General features: G+C 51.4%; 19 protein-coding genes and 1 riboswitch. Of the genes, 1 reads left to right on the top strand and 18 read right to left on the bottom strand.

All coding sequences use genetic code 11. The features are described 5' to 3' along the window. Positions 1 to 16: 16 nt before the first annotated feature. From upp to ychF, 17 genes are all read right to left on the bottom strand, one after another. Entirely contained in the window at positions 17 to 646 is a 630-nt protein-coding gene (gene upp, locus AC1DF0_RS06250) for a uracil phosphoribosyltransferase (protein ID WP_337103895.1), read from the bottom strand. A 349-nt stretch (positions 647 to 995) separates the two neighbouring features. Beyond that, the gene (locus tag AC1DF0_RS06245) at positions 996 to 2,096 is read right to left on the bottom strand and encodes a glycine-rich domain-containing protein (RefSeq protein WP_442049513.1); all 1,101 of its coding nucleotides are present in this window, start codon (positions 2,094 to 2,096) and stop codon (positions 996 to 998) included. A gap of 145 nt (positions 2,097 to 2,241) precedes the next feature. After that, the gene (locus AC1DF0_RS06240; protein WP_477573384.1) at positions 2,242 to 3,198 is read right to left on the bottom strand and encodes an ABC transporter ATP-binding protein; all 957 of its coding nucleotides are present in this window, start codon (positions 3,196 to 3,198) and stop codon (positions 2,242 to 2,244) included. Continuing rightward, positions 3,195 to 4,202, bottom strand: a complete 1,008-nt coding sequence (locus tag AC1DF0_RS06235) for an ABC transporter ATP-binding protein (RefSeq protein WP_442049517.1) — start codon at positions 4,200 to 4,202, stop codon at positions 3,195 to 3,197. Before AC1DF0_RS06235 ends, AC1DF0_RS06240 begins: the two co-directional genes overlap by 4 nt. Before the next feature lie 13 nt (positions 4,203 to 4,215). Further along, positions 4,216 to 5,151: an ABC transporter permease subunit gene (locus tag AC1DF0_RS06230; RefSeq protein ID WP_475822643.1), complete on the bottom strand. Its 936-nt coding sequence runs from the start codon at positions 5,149 to 5,151 to the stop codon at positions 4,216 to 4,218. A gap of 3 nt (positions 5,152 to 5,154) precedes the next feature. Beyond that, positions 5,155 to 6,087 carry an ABC transporter permease gene (locus AC1DF0_RS06225; protein WP_337103890.1) on the bottom strand — a complete coding sequence of 311 codons (933 nt, stop codon included), beginning with the start codon at positions 6,085 to 6,087 and terminating at the stop codon, positions 5,155 to 5,157. A 293-nt stretch (positions 6,088 to 6,380) separates the two neighbouring features. Next, positions 6,381 to 8,054, bottom strand: a complete 1,674-nt coding sequence (locus AC1DF0_RS06220) for an ABC transporter substrate-binding protein (RefSeq protein WP_475822644.1) — start codon at positions 8,052 to 8,054, stop codon at positions 6,381 to 6,383. A 519-nt stretch (positions 8,055 to 8,573) separates the two neighbouring features. Next, on the bottom strand, positions 8,574 to 9,821 hold the full coding sequence (locus AC1DF0_RS06215) for a serine hydroxymethyltransferase (RefSeq protein WP_442053305.1): 1,248 nt from the start codon (positions 9,819 to 9,821) through the stop codon (positions 8,574 to 8,576). A 76-nt stretch (positions 9,822 to 9,897) separates the two neighbouring features. Next, positions 9,898 to 10,500: a TIGR01440 family protein gene (locus tag AC1DF0_RS06210; RefSeq protein ID WP_477573383.1), complete on the bottom strand. Its 603-nt coding sequence runs from the start codon at positions 10,498 to 10,500 to the stop codon at positions 9,898 to 9,900. Between the two features lie 20 nt (positions 10,501 to 10,520). After that, entirely contained in the window at positions 10,521 to 10,982 is a 462-nt protein-coding gene (rpiB, locus tag AC1DF0_RS06205; RefSeq protein ID WP_337103886.1) for a ribose 5-phosphate isomerase B, read from the bottom strand. Positions 10,983 to 11,219: 237 nt separating this feature from the next. Further along, positions 11,220 to 11,301: riboswitch (ZMP/ZTP riboswitch) on the bottom strand. 69 nt (positions 11,302 to 11,370) lie between these two features. Continuing rightward, positions 11,371 to 11,949 (bottom strand): low molecular weight protein arginine phosphatase, encoded by a 579-nt coding sequence (locus AC1DF0_RS06200; RefSeq protein ID WP_442053303.1) that lies wholly within the window; start codon positions 11,947 to 11,949, stop codon positions 11,371 to 11,373. Positions 11,950 to 12,184: 235 nt separating this feature from the next. Continuing rightward, positions 12,185 to 12,697 carry a manganese efflux pump MntP gene (locus AC1DF0_RS06195; protein WP_477573473.1) on the bottom strand — a complete coding sequence of 171 codons (513 nt, stop codon included), beginning with the start codon at positions 12,695 to 12,697 and terminating at the stop codon, positions 12,185 to 12,187. Positions 12,698 to 12,815: 118 nt separating this feature from the next. Further along, complete coding sequence (locus tag AC1DF0_RS06190) at positions 12,816 to 13,880, bottom strand: L-threonylcarbamoyladenylate synthase (protein ID WP_477573472.1); 1,065 nt, start codon at positions 13,878 to 13,880, stop codon at positions 12,816 to 12,818. 80 nt (positions 13,881 to 13,960) lie between these two features. Further along, positions 13,961 to 14,686 carry a stage II sporulation protein R gene (spoIIR, locus tag AC1DF0_RS06185; RefSeq protein WP_477573382.1) on the bottom strand — a complete coding sequence of 242 codons (726 nt, stop codon included), beginning with the start codon at positions 14,684 to 14,686 and terminating at the stop codon, positions 13,961 to 13,963. A 587-nt stretch (positions 14,687 to 15,273) separates the two neighbouring features. Next, on the bottom strand, positions 15,274 to 16,221 hold the full coding sequence (prmC, locus tag AC1DF0_RS06180; RefSeq protein WP_477573381.1) for a peptide chain release factor N(5)-glutamine methyltransferase: 948 nt from the start codon (positions 16,219 to 16,221) through the stop codon (positions 15,274 to 15,276). A 175-nt stretch (positions 16,222 to 16,396) separates the two neighbouring features. Next, positions 16,397 to 17,470 (bottom strand): peptide chain release factor 1, encoded by a 1,074-nt coding sequence (gene prfA / locus AC1DF0_RS06175; protein WP_477573380.1) that lies wholly within the window; start codon positions 17,468 to 17,470, stop codon positions 16,397 to 16,399. Between the two features lie 208 nt (positions 17,471 to 17,678). Then, positions 17,679 to 18,779 (bottom strand): redox-regulated ATPase YchF, encoded by a 1,101-nt coding sequence (ychF, locus tag AC1DF0_RS06170; RefSeq protein ID WP_337103984.1) that lies wholly within the window; start codon positions 18,777 to 18,779, stop codon positions 17,679 to 17,681. Between the two features lie 158 nt (positions 18,780 to 18,937). Here ychF and AC1DF0_RS06165 point away from each other — a divergent pair, with 158 nt between their 5' ends. Then, entirely contained in the window at positions 18,938 to 19,081 is a 144-nt protein-coding gene (locus AC1DF0_RS06165) for a hypothetical protein (protein WP_442053298.1), read from the top strand. A gap of 274 nt (positions 19,082 to 19,355) precedes the next feature. Here the strand turns inward: AC1DF0_RS06165 and AC1DF0_RS06160 are convergent, their stop codons facing one another. Beyond that, positions 19,356 to 20,294, bottom strand: coding sequence for a glycosyl hydrolase (locus AC1DF0_RS06160; protein WP_477573379.1), 939 nt, complete (start codon positions 20,292 to 20,294; stop codon positions 19,356 to 19,358). Positions 20,295 to 20,313 lie beyond the last annotated feature (19 nt).

Genomic DNA, 20,313 nt, shown 5'->3' with positions numbered 1-20,313 from the left:
ATTGCCTTCTGAGGCTCTAATTAGTCCCGAACATGCGGTCTCCCGCGTCACCAAGACCTGGTACGATATAGCCCTTCTCATTCAGGCGCTCGTCCAATGCGGCGATATAAATATCTACGTCCGGGTGCGCTTCCTGAACAGCCTTCACGCCTTCAGGTGCAGCAATCAGACACATCAATTTGATCTGGTCGCAATTGTGGTTTTTAAGCGAGGAGATAGCGGCAATAGCCGAACCGCCCGTTGCCAGCATCGGATCGATCACGATCAGCAAACGATTAGGGGCATCTGTCGGCAAATTAATGTAATATTCCTTCGGCTGCAGCGTCTCATGATCGCGAGCGAGTCCGATATGTCCGACCTTAGCGGATGGAATAAGCTTCAGTATGCCGTCGACCATACCTAGTCCGGCGCGTAGAATCGGCACCAGTCCAAGCATGCGGCCCGATACGACTTTTGCGTCTGTTACAGCGACAGGCGTTTCCACTTTAATCGTGTCCAGCGGAATGTCTCTCGTAATTTCATAAGCCATCAATGTGGCTACTTCGTCAACCAATTCCCGAAAATCTTTCGTATTCGTTTCTTTATTCCGAATAAAAGTCAGCTTATGCTGAATTAAAGGATGGTCGCAAATGATTAGTTTGCTCATGGAGCGTAATTCCTCCTGTATATAGTTGTAGGCTTGACACAATCCCAACTATTATAGCATTGTAAACCCCGTGATGCATCTTGAGTTTTTTACTATTTCAGTATGTCCAAGCCTGTACGGCTAATGCTGTTGCTTGTCGATAAATGCAGAAACGCGAACCAGCGAGATTACCGAGCCTCCTCAACCGCACCGTAAGAGTGCATACGCCCTTACAGACGTTAACACACCATACCGCTCGCTGTAAGAGCATCTATGCTCTTATTGCAGGTGCTGCAGCACATGAAACAACCCGTATCCATCTTCAGAGGACGCGGGTTGTTTCATTCTTACGCATCTTACACACTTACCACTAGCTTCCACCCCCGCAGCCGCCACCGCCTCCGCAGGAAGAGCCGCCGCCACCATCGCCTCCGCCGCTGCCGCAGGAGGAATCGCCGCCATGACCGCCGCCCGAATGACCGTCATGGCCTCCGTCATGTCTGCCGTCATGCGAAGAGCCGCTGCATGCGTATGTTGAATCGCCGCTCGAATTCGATTTGCGCTCTTCATCCGTCTGCAAATTGTCCATCTGCCTTGCGAAATCATTGGAGTGATGAAGAGAGTTGAAAATGAGCATACCGGATAGGAAGGTGATCCCATCCAGAGATGGATTATGCGCGCCGTTCGTGAACGAGCGGCTATGCCGGCTGCGGGCTTGATTGCCTCTAGCGGCTCCAAGCTGTTCCTTCAACCGGCCAATCAAATGATCGATTATACCGCCAATATCGGCGTGCTTGAGCGGCGTTTTGCCGTTGAACCATTCTTGCTTCAAACGATCCTCGCCCCATCTTTCAACCTCATCGAGCTTCGACTGCGGCAGCGGCGTGCGGTAGAACGTCCCCCACACCCTTCCGCTCGCCGGCGTGCGCTCGAACAGTTCGCCGTATACCCAGTCGAACCACGCCCGCTCGCCCGGCTCGGGCTGTACTCCCGCTGCATGCGGAGCATGATGAATAAGGTCGCCACTGAATTTAGCGCAGAATTGCTCGTATTCCCGCGTGAACATTAACATCTCATGCCAGATCGCATCCGCCGAACGGCTGTACATCGGCACGCTTCTCATCGTCGCGCACATCAGAAAGTAACGCTTCAGCTCAAACCATGTCCATTTCCACTCGTTATCGGTCAGACGAGGCTGCTCCTTCAGCACACGATCCTTGATGCGAGCCTCGAAATCAAGACCGAGCGCCGATTCAAGCCTCTCCGCTGCGGATCTGGCTGGATGCCCGTACGGCACGCCAAGCGCCTGAGGCGGCTCCTCTGCCGGCCATGAAGCATAATAGCGTTTCATACTACCGGGGCCTCTGCCAGAGTATGATTGCCGACTAGACTTCGCTATGTTGATAACAACGATTACGACAACAATAATGACGACTAGAAAAACGAACATTCCGGGTACAAATTGATTCATTGCTTCCGTCCTCTCCATCCATCTGTATTACCCATATTCTAACACAGGAAGGGACATTAGGCTCTAAATTGCTTAACCTCACACTTACCAAAAAGAGCCGCACGGCAGCCGGTAATCGGCCAGCCATACGGCTACTCTTCGTTCATTATGCGTAGTGACACGCGGCGAAATGTCCTTTTCTTGTTTCGACAAGAGCAGGCTCGTCCACCTTGCAGCGATCGGTCGCGATTGGGCAGCGCGTATGGAACTGGCAGCCCTTCGGCGGGTTGATCGGGCTCGGCAAATCGCCAGTCAGCACAATCCTATCCCGCGTCGCTTCAACCTCAGGATCGGCAATCGGGATCGCCGACATAAGCGCTCGCGTATACGGATGCGCAGGCGTCGCATACAAGTCGTCACTGGAAGCAAGCTCTACAATTTTACCCAAATACATAACGGCAACGCGGTTGCTAATATGCTTAACCATCGACAGGTCATGCGCGATAAACAGATAAGTCAGACCCATCTTGCGCTGCAAATCCTGCATCAAGTTAACGACTTGAGCTTGAATGGATACGTCAAGCGCGGAGATCGGCTCATCGGCAATGATGAACTTCGGATCGACCGCAAGCGCCCTAGCAATGCCGATACGCTGGCGTTGACCGCCGGAGAACTCATGCGGATAACGTGTCGCATGGCTCGGATTAAGACCGACCAAATCGAGCAAATTCTCGACTTTTTTCCGACGTTCCTTGCCCCCACTGGCGAGGTTATGAATATCGAGCGGCTCCCCGATAATGTCCATGACCGTCATACGAGGGTTAAGCGATGCGTACGGATCTTGAAAAATCATTTGCATATCGCGGCGAAGCGCCTTCAGCTTCGAGCCCTTCAGACCATAAATATCTTTGCCTTCGAAGGCAACCGAACCTCTCGTCGGCTCATAAAGACGCATAATCGTACGGCCGGCCGTCGACTTGCCGCAGCCCGACTCTCCAACGACGCCGACAGTCTCGCCCTTCTGAATCGACAAGCTAATATCGTTAACCGCTTGTAGTGTCGTACCGCCTCCGAGATTGAAAAATTTGCGCAAGTTTTTCACTTCAATCAACGACTGGCTCATACCGACACCTCCCGTTTTGCCGGTTGCGCATAAGGATGCGCCATCCAGCATGCCGAAGCATGCGACTCGCTGTCGCCTACTTTAAGCAATTCAGGATCGTTATCGATGCAGACGCGCATCGCTTCGTCGCAGCGCGCACAGAAGCTGCAGCCTACAGGCGGCTTGATCAAATCCGGCGGCATGCCGTAAATCGGAACGAGCGGCTCGTCCTTCTTCTGATCGAGACGCGGCACGGAGCGCAGCAGCCCCTTCGTATATGGATGCTTCGGATTTTTGAATATTTCCCACTTCGTTCCCGTTTCCACGACTTTGCCTGCATACATGACAATAACGCGATCGCACACATCGGCCACAACGCCAAGGTCATGCGTAATAAGAATAATAGAAGTGCCAAGCTTATGCTGCAAATCTTTCATCACTTGCATAATTTGCGCTTGAATCGTAACGTCAAGCGCCGTTGTCGGCTCATCCGCTATAAGCAGGGACGGATTGCTCGCAAGCGCGATCGCAATCATCGCCCGCTGGCGCATGCCGCCGGAGAATTGATGCGGATATTGTTTCACGCGCGAAGCCGGATTCGGAATGCCTACGAGCTCCAGCATCTCAATGGCTTTAGCGCGAGCTTTCTCGCCGCTTAAGCCTTGATGCTTCACAAGTCCTTCCGTAATCTGACGGCCGATCGTCAGCGTCGGGTTCAGCGAGGTCATCGGGTCTTGGAAGATCATGCCCATTTCCTTGCCCCGCACGTCCTCCATCTGCCGGTCGGTCAGCTTCAATATATCTTTGCCTGCGAATTGAATCGAGCCTGTCGTCTTCGCCGGCGGGGACGGAACGAGCCGCATAAGAGATTGCGCCGTGACGCTCTTGCCGCAGCCGGACTCGCCGACAATCGCTACCGCCTCGCCTTTATTCACATGAAAGTTGACGCCGCGCACCGCTTGCACGATGCCGCCGCGAACTTTAAAATCAACGCGAAGGTCTTTGACTTCAAGCAATCTTTCCATCATGGTCCACCTCCTACTTCTTCATCTTCGGATCAAGCGCATCCCGCAGACCATCACCGAAAATATTGAAACAAAGCATCATCAAACTAATAATTACAGCCGGGAACCACATTCTCCACGGATATAGCGTCCATGCCTTAATCGCATCGTTAATCATTGTACCAAGCGATGCTGCCGGCGATTGCACGCCGAGACCCAGGAAGCTGAGGAACGCCTCCGCGAAGATCGCACTCGGTACGGTCAATGTCAGCGTTACGATAATCGGCCCCATTGCGTTCGGGATTAGATGGCGGAACAGAATACGCGGCGTGCTTGCGCCAAGCGCTTGCGCAGCCATGACGTACTCCTGGTTTTTGAGTTGCATGATCTGACCCCGGACAAGCCAAGCCATATTGACCCATCCGGTTATACTGAGCGCAAGTACAATCGTGAACATACTAGGCTCCATAATAACGATGAGCAAAATAATAATTAGCATGCTTGGTATGGAATATATAATCTCGCAAAAGCGGTTAAGAATTTCATCGACACGGCCGCCGAAATAACCCATAATACCGCCCATAATGACACCGACGACAAGATCGGCAAGTGCCGCATACAAGCCGACCTGCAACGAAATTCCCGTTCCCATCCACGTACGGGCGAACATGTCCCGACCGAGATTATCGGTGCCGAACCAGTAGGTTCCGTTCGGAGCAGTGTTCTTTTCCGTCAAATGGTTAGTCGAGAAGTCATGGCCTGCAAGCTTGGAAATCCAAGGGCCTGCAATCGCCATAATCACAATAGCGATAAGAAGCGCAAGGCATATCATCGCCATCTTGTTCGCTTTCAGTCTGAGCCATGCATCCTTCCAAGCTGAAATACTTTCGCGAACGACCGTCTCTGTTTTCTTCTCTTCCTTAGTTAGCTTGACAAAGTCATCAGGGGTCAACATTTTATCCGTTGCCATGATTTAGCCCCCCTTCCCTTTGCTTAACTTAATTCTCGGATCAACGAAGCCGTATGCAACGTCAGTTAAGAACCGCGCAGCCATCAGAATAATGCCGTAGAACAACGTAAGGCCCATAATAAGCGTATAGTCGCGGTTCGTGATACTTTGAACGAAAAACTTGCCAATGCCGCCGATGCCGAATATTTGTTCAACAACGACAGAGCCTGTAATGATATTCGCCGTCATCGGACCGATGTAGGTCACGACAGGCAGGATCGCATTGCGAAGGGCGTGACGAACGAGAATGATACGTCCGCTAAGCCCTTTGGAGCGAGCCGTCTTAATATAGTCAGCGGATAGAACCTCGAGCATTGTCGAGCGAGTCAGGCGCGCAATGAATGCAGCGGGTAAGAACGACAGTGCAAGCACCGGCATAATGTAGTCGCTCCAGTCATTCAGACCGGATACGTCAAGCCAGCGGAGCTTCAGGCCAAAAACGTATTGCAACGCCGACGCCGCAAGGAAGTTCGGAATAGAAACCCCAAGCACGGCAACGACAATCGTAAGGCTATCCAATAATTTTCGATGGTTTAGCGCGGCAATAATGCCTAGAATCAAGCCTGCGGCAACAGAAACAATAATTGCCAGCACGCCGATTTGCGCGGAATACTTAAAGCTATCGTTAATAATGCGTGTAACGGACATATACTGCTGCTTCATCGACATACCTAAGTCTCCATGAAGCAAGTTGTTCAAATACATCAGATATTGCTTCCATACCGGTTGATCTAAACCGTACATGGCAAACAAATGTTCTTTGATCTTCTCGGGAATCGCTTTCTCACGCAGGAACGGATCGCCTGGAATGAGCTTCATCAAGAAGAAGGTTGCCGACGCGAGAACGAACAACGACACAATCATCGACAGAAACTTTTTGGATACGTATTTTAACAATGCAACGGACACCTCCTTACCAAGCGTAAACGGCTGTCGCTACGCACGAACCATTAGTTGCGTCTTTGCGCAGCTCGGTTCTGTGCCGTCCTTTGGCGGCAACAGCTAACGTTTCGCGGAGAAATATAAGCATAGTATAAGCAGCAAAATTTATACTTTCTTATATTTGAATCAAACAAGACGGCCTGCGTCTCGCATTAACGAAATAAGTGAAACTTTGACTCTCTCCTATTTCAAAAGAAAGGGATATATGCTGCTCGCATATATCCCCGACTTCAAGCGTTGGACTCACACTATTTTGCTACATAGTAGCCGCGAGTGTACTCAATGTCGCCTTTGTAGTCCAGGTAAATATTTTCGAATCCTGGTTTCAGCAGGTATACGCTGCTGTAGTAGTAGAGCGGCAAGATAGGCAATTGCTCCATCAAGATTTGCTCTGCTTCTTTCATTGCATCGATGCGTTCTTGTTGGTCGCTGCTTGCGTATGCTTTTTTGATCAGAGCATCGTATTCAGGAGAAGCAAAACCAGTGTTGTTTTGTCCGCCTTTCGTTACGAACATGTCCATGTACGTCATTGGATCGTTGTAGTCCGCTCCCCATCCAGCGCGTTGGATATCATAGTTCATAGCCGTACGGTTCTCAAGGAATACAGCCCATTCTTCAGCTGCAGTTGTAATCGTTGTAATTCCAAGCTCTTTCTTCCACATATCAACAATCGCGTCAGCAATTGCTTTGTGCGTGTCGTTCGTGTTGTAAGTCAGCTTCACTTCCGGGAACGAAGTAAGGCCAAGCTCCGACAAACCTTCAGCAAGCAATTTCTTAGCTTCTTCGATATCTTCCTTGAAGAAGTCGTCCTTCACTTCGTCGCGGTAGTTGCCGTTCACGCCGACGATGCCCGGAGGTACGAAGCCGAATGCAGGAAGCTCGCCCGCTTGTGTAATGTTTTCAACAATCAATTGACGATCGATCGCCATCGCCAGTGCCTTACGTACCTTCACGTTGCTGAATGGCGCTTTCTCTGTGTTGAACATGTAGTAGTACGAGCTAGCCGTACCGATTTGGTTGAACTCGTCTTTCTTCGATTCAGCAAGAACAGGGATTTGCTCAGCTGGAATCTCGCCAGTCGGTTTGCCTGTGTAATCAAGCTGATCCGTTTCGTAGTTTGCAAGCTCAGTTGCTGAGTCGGCAATCATCGTAAAGTCAACGCTAGTGAACTTTACTTCGTCCTTCGCATAATAGTTCTCGTTCGGAACGAGCTTCATGGAAGTATTGTGCTGCCATTCGCTAATTTTGAAAGGACCGTTGCCGATGATCGTTGCAGCGTCTGCTGCCCAAGCAGCGTTGTCCTTAGCGGATTGGTGAACAGGGTTGTAAGTGTAGAACGAAGTCAAACCAAGGAAGTAAGGAGTTGAAGAGTTAAGCTTAACTTCCAATGTTTGAGCGTCCAGCGCTTTAACGCCTACAGCGTCGGCATTCGTTGTCTTGCCTTCGTTGTAATCTTGAGCGCCTACGATGTAATAGAATTGGTACGCGTATGTCGATCCAACAGCAGGATCAAGCGCGCGTTTCCAAGAGAATTCGAAGTCATTAGCGGTTACTGCATCGCCATTGCTCCATTTTGCATCAGAGCGAATTTTGAATGTGTAAGTTTTGCCGTCTTCAGACACTTCCCACGACTCAGCCATACCTTCGACTGTGTTGCCGGATTCGTCCTTGCGTGTCAAACCTTCGTAAATACCTGTTGCTACAGTACCGGACACGTTGTCTTCCATCAATGCCGGGTCAAGACTTGGCGGTTCGGAATGGAGGTTCATGCGGAAAGCTCTTGCTTCCTGAGTGCCCTCGGATTCGCCGTTGCCGGAGTTGTTCGGATTTGCAGGGTTGTTGTTTTTGTTGCCGCAGCCAGCCACGATGAGCGTAAGCACCAACAAAAGCGTTACATACGAAAATACTGATCTCTTTTTCACTTCATTTCCTCCCCTGATTTTGTCTCAGAAGTAATTTATTGTAACATTAAAAACGCAAAAATTAATGATTAATAATTATACAAAGTGCATAAAAATTCAATTTGCATAATTATGAATCTGAATGAATAATAAATTCATTAATTTTCACGAAAATAATATACTATTACTCTGATTTTAACGTAGAAAATATATACTAACGAATATTACATTGTCAACAACCTAAAAATTGGCACGTCAGCTTTTCGTCAGAAACGATTTTGCTGGAAATTCGACAAATCCCTTGTCGCATATAGGATGCTACAAATTTCAAAAAATACACTTGCGGTAAATTTTACTTTAAAAAATTTTTTATTGGTGCTTACAAATCGTTTGTAAATAGCTTTTGGATACTTGAATAAACATGCAGGCTTTCGGTCATTCCATGCATGAAAAAAAACCCGTGACATCGACTTCGAGTCGATACACGGGCTTTTGATCGTTTTTTATACAAACGATTGTATATAGATACTGTATAGCGTATTAGTAAGTCATTCCAGGGTATAGCGGGAATTTAGCTGTCAGGTCACGAACCATGCCGCGCGCTTTCTCAAGAACAGCTTGATCCTCCGTATTTTTCAATACCAGGGCAATCACTTCTGCAATAACTTTCATTGCGTCTTCATTCATTCCGCGAGCTGTAGCCGCTGGCGTACCTACACGGATACCGCTAGTTACGAACGGGCTCGTTGGATCGAAAGGAATAGCATTTTTGTTAACTGTGATGCCAACTTCATCCAATACATGCTCAGCCACTTTACCTGTAACGCCAAGATTACGCGTGTCGATCAGCATTAAGTGGTTATCCGTTCCTCCGGATACGATGTTGATTCCGCGGGACAACAATTCTTCGGAAAGAACTTTAGCGTTCTTCACGACGTTTTGTGCATATTGCTTAAAGGAAGGCTGAAGCGCTTCGCCGAAAGCGACTGCTTTTGCCGCGATAATATGCATAAGCGGTCCGCCTTGGGAACCTGGGAATACCGCTTTATCGATAGCGGCAGCCCACTCTTTGCGACAAAGAATCATACCTCCGCGAGGTCCGCGAAGCGTCTTGTGCGTCGTTGTCGTTACGAAGTGCGCATGCGGCACTGGGCTCGGGTGAAGACCTGCAGCTACAAGTCCTGCGATGTGTGCCATATCAACCATGAACAATGCGCCTACGTCGCTTGCGATTTTGCCCAATTTTTCGAAATCGATAATACGAGGGTATGCGCTTGCGCCAGCTACGATCAAACGTGGACGGTGCTTGAAAGCAAGTTTGCGAACTTCTTCATAATCGATTGTGAAGGAGTCTTCTTGTACGCCGTAAGCTACGAAGTTGTAGAGCAAGCCGGATGCGTTAACCGGGCTGCCGTGCGTCAAGTGGCCGCCATGCGCCAGGTTCATGCCAAGAACCGTATCGCCAGGCTTAAGAGCAGCAAGGTATACAGCCATATTCGCTTGTGCGCCGGAGTGCGGCTGAACGTTCGCGTGCTCAGCACCGAACAGTTCTTTCGCACGGTTGCGGGCAAGATCCTCAACGATATCGACATGCTCACAGCCGCCGTAGTAACGCTTGCTTGGGTAACCTTCCGCGTATTTGTTCGTCAATACCGAACCCATTGCCTCAAGAACAGCTTCACTTACGATGTTCTCGGAAGCGATTAGTTCGATATTGTCGCGTTGGCGAGTCAGCTCAAGGCCCATTGCTTTTAGTACTTCCGGATCTTGCTTACGTAGATTTTCCATGTCATTAGTTCCTCCTTAGGTTTAAAAAAGATTATATAGGTTTGATTCTTGTATCCTTATTGAGACGAAATCTGAATCAGTCGCATGTGCCGCTCGTCTGTTCCTGCTTCGGCACAGCTTCATCAAGTTCATACACAGCGCGAGTGCCGCCGATCAGCTTCGGTCTCGTGAAAGCCATCGTAACATGGGCGCTGCCGATGCTCTTAATCGAAGGTCGAACCGGTACGGCAACGCGCTTCAAGTGCATCCCAATCAGCGTATCGCCAATATCGATGCCCGCATGTGCCGCCACGGTCTCTACGAGACACGCTCCCGGGAGAGTCCGATAAGCGAATGCGGCCATTGAACCGCCCGCCTTCGGAATCGGAACTGCCGATACAAGCTCTAGACCGAACCGCTCAGCAACCGGCTGTTCGATGACAAGCGCGCGATTCAGATGCTCGCAACATTGATAAACGGGATGAAATCCGATTTCCTTGCGAACAGTCTCGACACCGGCGAATATTCGCTCGGCAGCATCTAGCGTGCCTGCCGTTCCGATGCGCTGTCCAAGCACCTCGCTTGTACTAACACCTATAACGAGCAGCTGTCCAGCCGACAATCCGCCCGCCGAAGCAAGCTCCCTTATGATCGTTTCTACATTCGAAGCAATCGATTCCAGCGGATCGCGATCATTCATATATGCTTCCGTCATATCGATTACACGGATTTCGAAGCAAATTGTTGTTCGATTTGAGCTAATTTATTCAATCGGCCCTGGTGGCGTTCGCCTTGCGAGAACGGCGTTTCCAACCAGATGCGAATGATTTCCTGAGCAACGCCCGGACCGATGATTCTCTCTCCCATGGCAAGCACGTTCGTATCGTTATGCTCGCGAGTCGCCTTAGCCGAGAACAGATCATGTACAAGCGCACAGCGAATGCCCTTCACTTTATTAGCGGCAATCGACATCCCAATGCCCGTCCCGCAGATCAGAATGCCGCGATCGGCTTCTCCGTTCGCAACGAGATCACATACAGGAAGCGCGTAGTCCGGATAATCAACCGATTGACTGCAGTCGCAGCCTACATCGACAATTTCATGTCCCAACGATTCAATGAAGGGCACGACAACATCCTTTAGCACATAGCCGGCATGATCGGCTCCAATTGCAATTTTCATAGGTTTTTTTGACCTCCCTCGAACTCAATTACAGTCTTATTATACCTGCATTTGTCAAGCGTAAACGGCTGATCGGAAGGCATTGATCGATCAGCATCCGTTTCGCGGAGAAATAGAAGCGTGGATATAAGTGTACAACTTATTAACCCTTATATTTCAAGCGTAAACGGCTGATACACTGATAACGACAATTCTTATGAAGACAAAAAAAGAGCATGACATGCTTGTTAGCATGTTGCTCTTTGCCCAGGCGACCGGCCGTATGATCCGATGCTCCACCGTGGTTAGCCCACTTCCGTCGCCAGTTACATCGGAAACCTAATTTGTCTTTTCATCATAGCCGATAAACGACAAAAAATCAATTGCAAACACCTATGGCGGATTCGAATTATCGCTTGGAAATCTTATCAAGCAGACGGACAAGCGCCGTCTCGATTTCCTGCGCGCAGCTAGCATATAAAGCAAAGGAGCCGCCGAACGGATCAGCGATGTCGAAGTCGGGAATGCTCCGTTCCAGCTCAAGCAGACGCGTGCGTTCCAAGGACGTAAGCTGCTGGCCGAGAGCCTGTTTCATATGCATGTCCGTATAAAGTCCTTCAAGCTCCTCGATATCGGCAAGAACGCGCTCGTCTATGTTCGTATACTCCTTAAGCGTATACGTCTTGTCAACCGCTTCCGGAAACCATTGAAGAAGTCCTCTCTTATGTCCGGAGGTCATCGTCAATATAAGATCTGCCCATTCAACCGCTTCCGAAGTCATCGCTCTGGAAGAACCTTTATGTTCGATCTCGCGTTCGCGAAGCGTCTCCAGCGCATGTTTGGAAACGGGAAGTCCGTCAACCGTCGATACGCCTGCGGAACGAACGGCAACCGTAATCCCTCTCATTTGCGCCATTCGTTTCAGCATCGCTTCCGCCATTGGGGAGCGACATGTATTGCCGGTACATACGAATAAAATACGTTTCATGCCTGCTGCCTCCTTATCATGTCGCGTCAAGGTGAAACGGCTGTCGCCGATTTTTGGCGGCAAAAGCTAATTTTAAAAGATTTTATAAAAACTAAAATTCCATTCGTTTCATACAAAACGCGATGTGTTGCCGCATTGTGCAATTCGCACAAACTTACAGCACATTCACTTAACTAGATAGTACCGAAAAAGACCGATTACGTCCAGCCTCGTTAGTATGGAGAGGCATGTCCTGTCAGAAGATGAACAAAATACCGAAGACGAATAAAATAGCACCGCCGAGCGCTTCTCCATACTCGCCTAGATCAGCGCTTACTTTCCGTCCAAGCGACAGCCCCATTATCGACATTAAGCCGCCAAAAATGCCGAACAGCAATACCGTCAGCCATATATCCGCAGCAAACATGCCAAGCGTAATGCCCACGGAAAACGAATCGATGCTCACGCTAAGCGCGAATACGAGCAAGCCCCAAGTGGTGCGGTGATCGAATGACGTGACGGCATCGCCCCGCAATGAGCTGTATATCATATGTCCGCCAAGCAGCAGTAACAGAATACCTGCCGCGGTCGTAGCCACACTGCCAAGGAGCCCGCTTACGAACTGCCCCATCACGATGCCGCCAAGCGGCATGATGATATGAAACAAGGCAATGACCGAGCTAAGCTTCAAAATATCTTTGATCCGAATGCCTCTCAAACCGATACCGAGCCCTAACGAAAAAGCATCAAATCCTAACGCTACAGCCATGATAAGCAGCGTCACAAATTGTCCTGCATGCAAATCAGCCTCGACCACAGCCTATCTCCTCCATGTCCGTCACATTCTATACCAAACATATGCGAACAAGTGGACAAACAGACTACAATCATTGCAATCGAATAATTCGATTTCCTGCGGCTTTCGCCATACGGTTCATAAGCGCTTCACCGATTCCGTGCTCGGGGGCGCATTCGGCCCAGATGCGCTGTACCTTCGCAGCGTCGAATTCGCGCAGCGCGGCATACAAGCGATGAGCAGCTTCTTCAAGCAACTTCTCGCTTCCGCAAGACAGCACAAGATCGCCTTCATAGAAGGCGATTCGTTCTTCAAAAGCCAATACGCCGACAGTCTCCCCGCGTTTCTTGGCCTTATCGACCTCGGCGCGGATGTAGGCAGCCACCTGAACTGGCTCGCCTTGCACGAGTGTAAGCTCACCCTGCGGGGCGTAATGCGTATACTTCATACCAGGCGACCTTGGTGCAGCCTCCGACTCTGCAGCGTCGGCGCCTTCGATGACCGCATGGGGGAATGCGGCTCTCAGCGTTTCCTGCGTAATGCCGCCGGGGCGCAAAATACGAATCGTTCTATCGTCAGCGAGCTCTATGACAGTCGATTCGAGACCGACACCCGTCGCTCCGCCATCGACGATACCGTCGATCCGGCCTTCAAGGTCCTCCAGCACATGCGCCGCAAGCGTCGGGCTTGGTCGGCCTGATCGGTTCGCGCTTGGCGCGGCGACCGGGCAAGCGGCTCGTTCGATGAGAGCAAGCGCCGCTGGATGATCCGGCATGCGAATGCCGACAGTGGCAAGACCGGCCGTAACAAGCGGCGACAGCTTGCCTTCGCGAACAGGCAGCACGATCGTAAGCGGTCCTGGCCAGAAGCGCTTCATAAGCTGTGCGGCAAGCGGCGGATAAGGCTGTACTAGCTCATCCGCTTGGCCAATGCTAGCGATATGCACGATCAGCGGATTATCGGACGGCCGTCCCTTGGCGGTAAATATCCCTTGAACCGCAGCTGTATTTCGAGCATCAGCTCCTAAGCCATAGACCGTTTCGGTCGGGAAGGCGACTAAGCCTCCACCCTGCAGCACAGCGGCTGCTTCTTTAAGACTCAAGGCAGATGCAGGCTCTTCGGCCTGGACTTGCCATATCGTTGTTTTGTTCATCATATCGTTCAATCCTTGCTTATCCATGAATGTGTTGCCTATAAAAGTATTATAGCACAGCCACTTGTAAGCAAGCCGTTTCGTTAGACGAAGAGAGCTTTGATCCAGTTAAACAGTTTTTCGAGCATCTCCCACAGGAAAAACTTCGCTTCAGGCGCGGACGGTTGCTCGGATTGATCATCTGGCTGCGCTTGCTTGTCGACCGAAGGTTCTACCTGCGCCGCTGCAACCGTTGATGCTCCTGCAACCGCTTCGCCGGATGCTCCATCAACGAAACATAACGGAGGGAAAAGCACGCACCACCAGTTTTGACCGTTGCCTGCGCCAAGCGTAATGCGAACCGCCTCGTAATCGCCGGCAGGATACATTTCGCTGCCGTACATTTTCGTAGGGAAAGGAACAACGCCAAGCTCAGCGTTCGAGCCGTATTTGAAGCCGCGGCTTGCAAGCACTTCAGCCGTAATCGCCTTGATCTCCGGCATATGAGCAAGAATCGTTTGGCGAGCTTCCTCAATCGTTTGCGGACCGCTTACCCAAGTGCCCATCGCTTTGACGATCTCGTCGCGCACAACGCGCTTCACCGCTTGGTCGGCAGGACTATCCGAATTGGCTAAAATACGAAGGCGAATCGCTTCCTGCGGAATTTCTCCGCTTGCGATCGCTGTATCCATGCGGCCGGTTTCCCAGCTCATAATCAACATAATAAGTACAAATACAACTAAACCGTAGCTATTGCGGTAACGAAATTTGGATTTGGAGGAATAAGGCTTAACATTGGAATAAGAATGCTTGGAATAATGGCTGGACATACACAAGCTCCCCTCGCGCACCCGTCGGTGCGACTGCTTGCGTTCCGGAACGTCTATGAGATCAGTATGTCCGGCAATCCTAGCAATTAAACCTAGTAATCTATTATTTTGCAGGGGCTGCCGTGAGATGGCGTTTTTGACGGGCTGCCCTTGCAAAATAGTTTTGATTGGATTTAGTCCAATCAAATGGTACTTATCGGCTCGAAACTGCCTTTTGACTGGAAAACGTACAGCCAAAACCGCCTCACGCAGCCAAATTCGAACACATACGGCTCATTAGCTTGGATAAACTCCAATCAAAGTGGAAGATTCGAGCAGATAGATTCATTTGATTGGATGAAATCCATTCAAAGGCTACAAATGAATGGATAGGAGACTGCGCAGCAACGGAAGTGAAGCCTGAATTAGATGGTTAGTTAGTTGTTTGTTGGCGGGGGAGCAGACTGGTTGAGGTTAGTGAGGGGACAGGGATGCGAGTTGTTAGCTAAAGCGGATTGAAATGATGGAGGCGCGGAGAGACGGCGATTGATTGTGTGGAGGCGCGGAAAGAATCCGCGCCTTGAAGGTTGTGATGTTCGCAGCGGCCGCTATTGGCGCGACTGCGATTGTGTTGCGATGACGTGGCGCTCGATGCCGCCATAATCGGTAATAATACGTATGTCGTCCCATGCGGACATACGCTCAAGCATTGCCGCGACGAGGCTAGGCTGGCCGATGCCGAGCTCGAAGGCAACGATGCGCGGCAGCACGGCAAGCTGCGGAAGCTGCTCGATCATGCGGCGATACGGGTCAAGCCCGTCTTCGCCGCCGACCAGCGCGAGGTGCGGCTCATAGTCGCGCACCTCGCGCTGCAGCCCTTCCATGTCCGCCGCCGGTATGTACGGCGGATTGGACACGAGCACGTCGATGCGCAGCCCGGCGTGCCCCGTATTGTCGCGCCCCGGCACGAAGGGCGCGAGAAGGTCGCCCTGCACGAAAGCAATGCGGCCGTCCGCCTCATGGCGGGCCGCGTTCGTGCGGGCGACTGCAAGCGCGTCCGGCGATAGATCGGACGCGCTTAAGCGCCATCCGTGACGCTGCGAAGCTAGCGTCACGGCGATAGCGCCGCTGCCCGTGCCGACGTCGACGACCGTCGGCACGGCAGCGGCCTCCGGCGGCCATAGCCTATCGGCCGCCTCAAGCACGGCCTCGACGAGCAGCTCCGTCTCCGGCCGCGGAATAAGCACGGCCGGCGTGACCGCGAACGGCCGGCCGTAGAACCACTGCTCGCCGATCATATACTGAATCGGCTCGCCCAGCGCCTTGCGGCGGACCAGCTCCGTCCATGCCTCCGCCTTATCCGCCGGGAACGGCTCGCCATAGTCGCGCAGCAGCTGCGAGCGCTCCATGCCGAGCACATGCAGCAGCAGCAGCTCCGCATTGCCTCGCGCCTCTTCAACCCCGTGCGCCGCAAGCTCGTTCGTCGCGCGCAGCATCGCATCGCGCAGCGTCAACCTCTGCGCCGCCCCATTTCCACCAACAACATCGCCCATCATCCCAGCACCCTCCATACTCTTCACGCCTAATCATAATTCCCCGCTTGAAATTAACGTGAATTACTCCCGTTAATTTCAGCCATATCCACCCATCCAAGCAAAAAACGCCGGACCTCCGCCGCGCTCGCTCTTCTAGAGAGCAATCGCAGCGGGAATCCAGCGCATTGTTGTTATCTTAGCCCATCGATTCGCGTTCCATCAGGTCCGCTTGTTCGGCAATCGTCAGCGACGAAATAATGTCAGCCATATCGCCGTTCATGACGGAGTCCAAACGGTGCAGCGTCAAGTTGATACGGTGATCGGTTACGCGGCTTTGCGGATAGTTGTACGTACGGATCCGCTCGCTGCGGTCGCCTGTACCCACCTTGCTCTTACGCTCGCCCGCATATTTCGCCTCTTCTTCTTGACGGCGAATATCGGAGATACGAGCGCGAAGCACTTGCAACGCCTTCGCTTTGTTCTCGTTCTGCGATTTGCCGTCTTGGCAAGTCGCCATAATGCCCGTAGGTACGTGCAATACGCGAACGGCTGACTTCGTCGTATTAACGGACTGTCCGCCTGCGCCGCTGGAGCAGAACGTATCGACCCGTATGTCTTTATCGAGAATTTCGATCTCGACTTCTTCAACTTCCGGCATAACCGCAACCGTCGAAGTCGACGTATGAATGCGGCCGCCCGATTCCGTTGCAGGAATACGTTGTACGCGGTGAGCGCCGCTCTCGTACTTCAGCTTGCTGTACGCGCCTTTGCCCTGCACCATGAAAATAACCTCTTTAAATCCGCCCACATCATTCTCGCTAAACTCCATAAGCTCTACGCGCCAGCCTTGCGCATCGGCGTACTTCGTGTACATCCGGTACAGATCGTAAGCGAACAATGCAGCTTCGTCTCCGCCTGCCGCGCCGCGAATTTCCACGATAACGTTCTTGTCGTCGTTCGGGTCCTTCGGAAGCAATAGAATGCGGACTTTCTCGTCCAGCGATTCCTTCCTCGCGCTAAGTTCCTCGATCTCCATCTTCACCATTTCGCGCATTTCATCATCGAGCTTCTCGCCTTGCATGACTTTGGCGTCATCGAGCTGCTCAGACACTTGCTTATATTCCGTAAAGGCATCGTATGCCTCTTGTAAGTCCGACTGCTCCTTCGAAAGCTCTCTAAGCCGCTTCGGATCACTGGATACATCCGGATCGCATAACAGCTCGCTTAGCTTCTCATACCGGTCGGCGAGCGCTTGTAAACGGTCTATCACAATCATTCACCTCTGTTTATTCCATTAGGATATTCCTTATTATATCATACCTGATGCCGCGTATCGACAGGTGCTTTTTTGTAGTTGTTCATTACGTATGCTTATTCTGCCCCGCATGCTACACCAAACGTCGCCACTCTTTGCAAAAAAGGGCGTCTAGACATGTTCACGCGAGCGCGCGCCATGCCAAGACACCCTTCTATTCAACTTACACGTTAAAACGGAAGTGCATAACGTCGCCGTCGCGCACGACGTAATCTTTGCCCTCGAGGCGAACTTGGCCTCTCTCGCGGGCAACGCCCATCGAACCGGCCGCAGCCAGGTCCGTGAACGATACAACCTCGGCACGGATGAAGCCGCGCTCGAAGTCGGTATGAATAACGCCTGCCGCTTGCGGCGCTTTCGTGCCGTTGCGGATCGTCCAAGCGCGGACCTCTTGTACGCCAGCCGTGAAATACGTATACAAGCCAAGCAGCTTGTAAGCCGCTTTAATAAGACGGTTCAAACCGGACTCGGCCATTCCCAGCTCCTCAAGGAACATTTCCTTGTCTTCGCCCTCAAGCTCGGCAATCTCGGACTCCACCTTCGCGCTGATTGGAACAACCTCGGCATTTTCTTGTGCCGCGAACTCGCGCACTTTCTGTACGTATTCGTTGCCGTCCGTATCGCCCGCTTCGGATTCGCTTACGTTCGCCGCATACAGCACCGGCTTCATCGTCAGCAAGTGCAGGTCGCGAATAACGAGTTTCTCTTCTTCGCTCAGATCAAGACTGCGAGCAGGCAGATCGTTATACAATGCTTCCTTCACCCGCTCAAGCACTTCAACCTCCAAAGCGATCTTTTTGTCGCCGCCCTTTAAGTTTTTGCGGGAGCGGTCGATTTTTTTCTCAACCGAATCCAGATCCGCAAGCACAAGCTCAAGGTTAATCGTCTGAATGTCGCTGATCGGATCTACTTTGCCCGCGACATGCGTAATGTTGTCGTCTTGGAAGCAGCGAACGACGTGAACGATCGCGTCAACCTCGCGGATATGCGCAAGGAACTTGTTGCCAAGTCCTTCGCCCTTGCTCGCGCCCGCAACAAGGCCGGCAATATCAACGAATTCGAATGCCGTTGGCACGATGCTCTTAGGAGTAACGAGCTCAACGAGTTTATCCAGACGCTCGTCCGGCACCTCAACGACACCTACGTTTGGATCGATTGTACAGAATGGATAGTTCGCGGATTCTGCGCCCGCTTGCGTAATTGCATTAAACAAGGTCGATTTGCCGACGTTCGGCAAGCCGACGATTCCTGCTTTCAAAGCCATGTATATGACACCCCTATTTTCCCGAAAGTAAACAACTTCCGTCATTATACCCCAGCAACCTCCACTTTGAAAGTCCGAAAGGCTGGAATGGCGCTTATGTTCGCAGGAAATAATACCGTGGAGCGAGTTATCGCAGCCTTATACAGGGAGATGACAGCATGGAAAATCAAACGCACAAAGGCAATTACAAAGGCACGACGCATATGAAAGCGAAAAATCAGGACATGGCCTTCGTCAACGACAACGTCGAGGATGCCAAGTCCGTCTCCAACTTCTCCACGAAAAAGAAAAAAACGGATTAATCCCGTAAAGAGGTGTTGTCCCAAAAGAGGGCAGCTCGCACAAAAAATGTCGTTGATTGGATTTCATACAGGCTAATGAACAAAATCGCATCATTGATGCAGTTTGAGTGGATTTTCTACAGGCAAATGAGCCTACAAGAGCGAAAATGAGTAAAATAGGTCGATTAGGTTGGATGTTTTCCAATCAAAGATTCTTTCCTGATCGGTCTGGCCGATTTGGTTGGATGTTTTCCAATCTAACAAAGGGGGCTGTCCCAAAGACAGCCCCCTTTCTTTAATCATTTTCAGGCAGCAAATTCATCTCGAACGGCTCGTCGCGATTGCATATCAGTTTGCCGTCCACAACATCAAGCTTAGCCGCTTGCACAGAGGAGCGCCTGCTCTCATATCGCCTCTCTTGGCCTTCATTATTAAGCGCTCCGTTTCTCCCCGGATGAGTGAAGTAGAAAATATAGGCGTTATCGCCCTGCACGACGACATCCGCATGGAAGCCAATGCCGCCGTCATCCTCGCGCGCTCCCGGCTGGTCAAGAATGAGGCCGTTACGCTCCCACGTATCCAGATCATCCGACCGGAATACGCCTTGACCTCTCCATTCATCGACGATCATCCAATAAGAGCCTTTGAACCAGAACACATTCGGCCCTTCGTGACCGCGTCCCGTAATGACCGGACCGACAACCTTCCACTCGTACAGATCTTCGCTGTCCGCCACGTAAGTAAACGACTCGTTGTCTTCGTCTTTGTACCACATCCGGAAGCCGCCGCCCGGCAGCTCATGAATACATGAATCGATGACGCGGGACGAGCTTAACGCGAGCTTGGAACGGAACGTCCAGTCGAGTAAATTCGGGCTCGTGTAGTGCATCACGTCGCGCCGATGATCCGGCCAGTCTACGGGCACGCCTTGAATATAGCTAACGTACATATGATACAAGCCGTCATGCCAGTAGATCTCCGGAGCCCAGAACGTGTTCCGCCCCCATTCGATATCAAGCCCTTGCAGCGTACCCCGGTACAGCCAGCTGTTGCCGCCGTCGCGCGAGGAAGCCACTCCGAGATCAGTACCGTGGACCCAAGCGAACTTAGTCCCTTCCGCCGTTGCCCGGCGATTCGTATAAATCATCCACCACTCCTGAGCTTCGCGGTTCCAAATGACGACCGGATCGGCCGCCCCGTCATAGATCGGATCTCGAAATAAAGGTGCGTTCATGCAGCTATCGTCTCCTTCG

The sequence above is a fragment of the Paenibacillus sp. 05T425 genome, assembly GCF_056396205.1.
This window is presented reverse-complemented; position numbering and strand designations above follow the sequence as displayed.

Excerpts from the sequence above, each read along its gene's own strand:
- upp (WP_337103895.1), bottom strand. The coding sequence starts at position 646 with ATGAGCAAACTAATCATTTGCGACCATCCTTTAATTCAGCATAAGCTG.
- AC1DF0_RS06245 (WP_442049513.1), bottom strand. The coding sequence starts at position 2,096 with ATGAATCAATTTGTACCCGGAATGTTCGTTTTTCTAGTCGTCATTATT.
- AC1DF0_RS06240 (WP_477573384.1), bottom strand. The coding sequence starts at position 3,198 with ATGAGCCAGTCGTTGATTGAAGTGAAAAACTTGCGCAAATTTTTCAAT.
- AC1DF0_RS06235 (WP_442049517.1), bottom strand. The coding sequence starts at position 4,202 with ATGGAAAGATTGCTTGAAGTCAAAGACCTTCGCGTTGATTTTAAAGTT.
- AC1DF0_RS06230 (WP_475822643.1), bottom strand. The coding sequence starts at position 5,151 with ATGGCAACGGATAAAATGTTGACCCCTGATGACTTTGTCAAGCTAACT.
- AC1DF0_RS06215 (WP_442053305.1), bottom strand. The coding sequence starts at position 9,821 with ATGGAAAATCTACGTAAGCAAGATCCGGAAGTACTAAAAGCAATGGGC.
- AC1DF0_RS06210 (WP_477573383.1), bottom strand. The coding sequence starts at position 10,500 with ATGAATGATCGCGATCCGCTGGAATCGATTGCTTCGAATGTAGAAACG.
- rpiB (WP_337103886.1), bottom strand. The coding sequence starts at position 10,982 with ATGAAAATTGCAATTGGAGCCGATCATGCCGGCTATGTGCTAAAGGAT.
- AC1DF0_RS06200 (WP_442053303.1), bottom strand. The coding sequence starts at position 11,949 with ATGAAACGTATTTTATTCGTATGTACCGGCAATACATGTCGCTCCCCA.
- AC1DF0_RS06195 (WP_477573473.1), bottom strand. The coding sequence starts at position 12,697 with ATGGCTGTAGCGTTAGGATTTGATGCTTTTTCGTTAGGGCTCGGTATC.
- AC1DF0_RS06190 (WP_477573472.1), bottom strand. The coding sequence starts at position 13,880 with ATGATGAACAAAACAACGATATGGCAAGTCCAGGCCGAAGAGCCTGCA.
- spoIIR (WP_477573382.1), bottom strand. The coding sequence starts at position 14,686 with ATGTCCAGCCATTATTCCAAGCATTCTTATTCCAATGTTAAGCCTTAT.
- prmC (WP_477573381.1), bottom strand. The coding sequence starts at position 16,221 with ATGATGGGCGATGTTGTTGGTGGAAATGGGGCGGCGCAGAGGTTGACG.
- ychF (WP_337103984.1), bottom strand. The coding sequence starts at position 18,779 with ATGGCTTTGAAAGCAGGAATCGTCGGCTTGCCGAACGTCGGCAAATCG.
- AC1DF0_RS06165 (WP_442053298.1), top strand. The coding sequence starts at position 18,938 with ATGGAAAATCAAACGCACAAAGGCAATTACAAAGGCACGACGCATATG.
- AC1DF0_RS06160 (WP_477573379.1), bottom strand. The coding sequence starts at position 20,294 with ATGAACGCACCTTTATTTCGAGATCCGATCTATGACGGGGCGGCCGAT.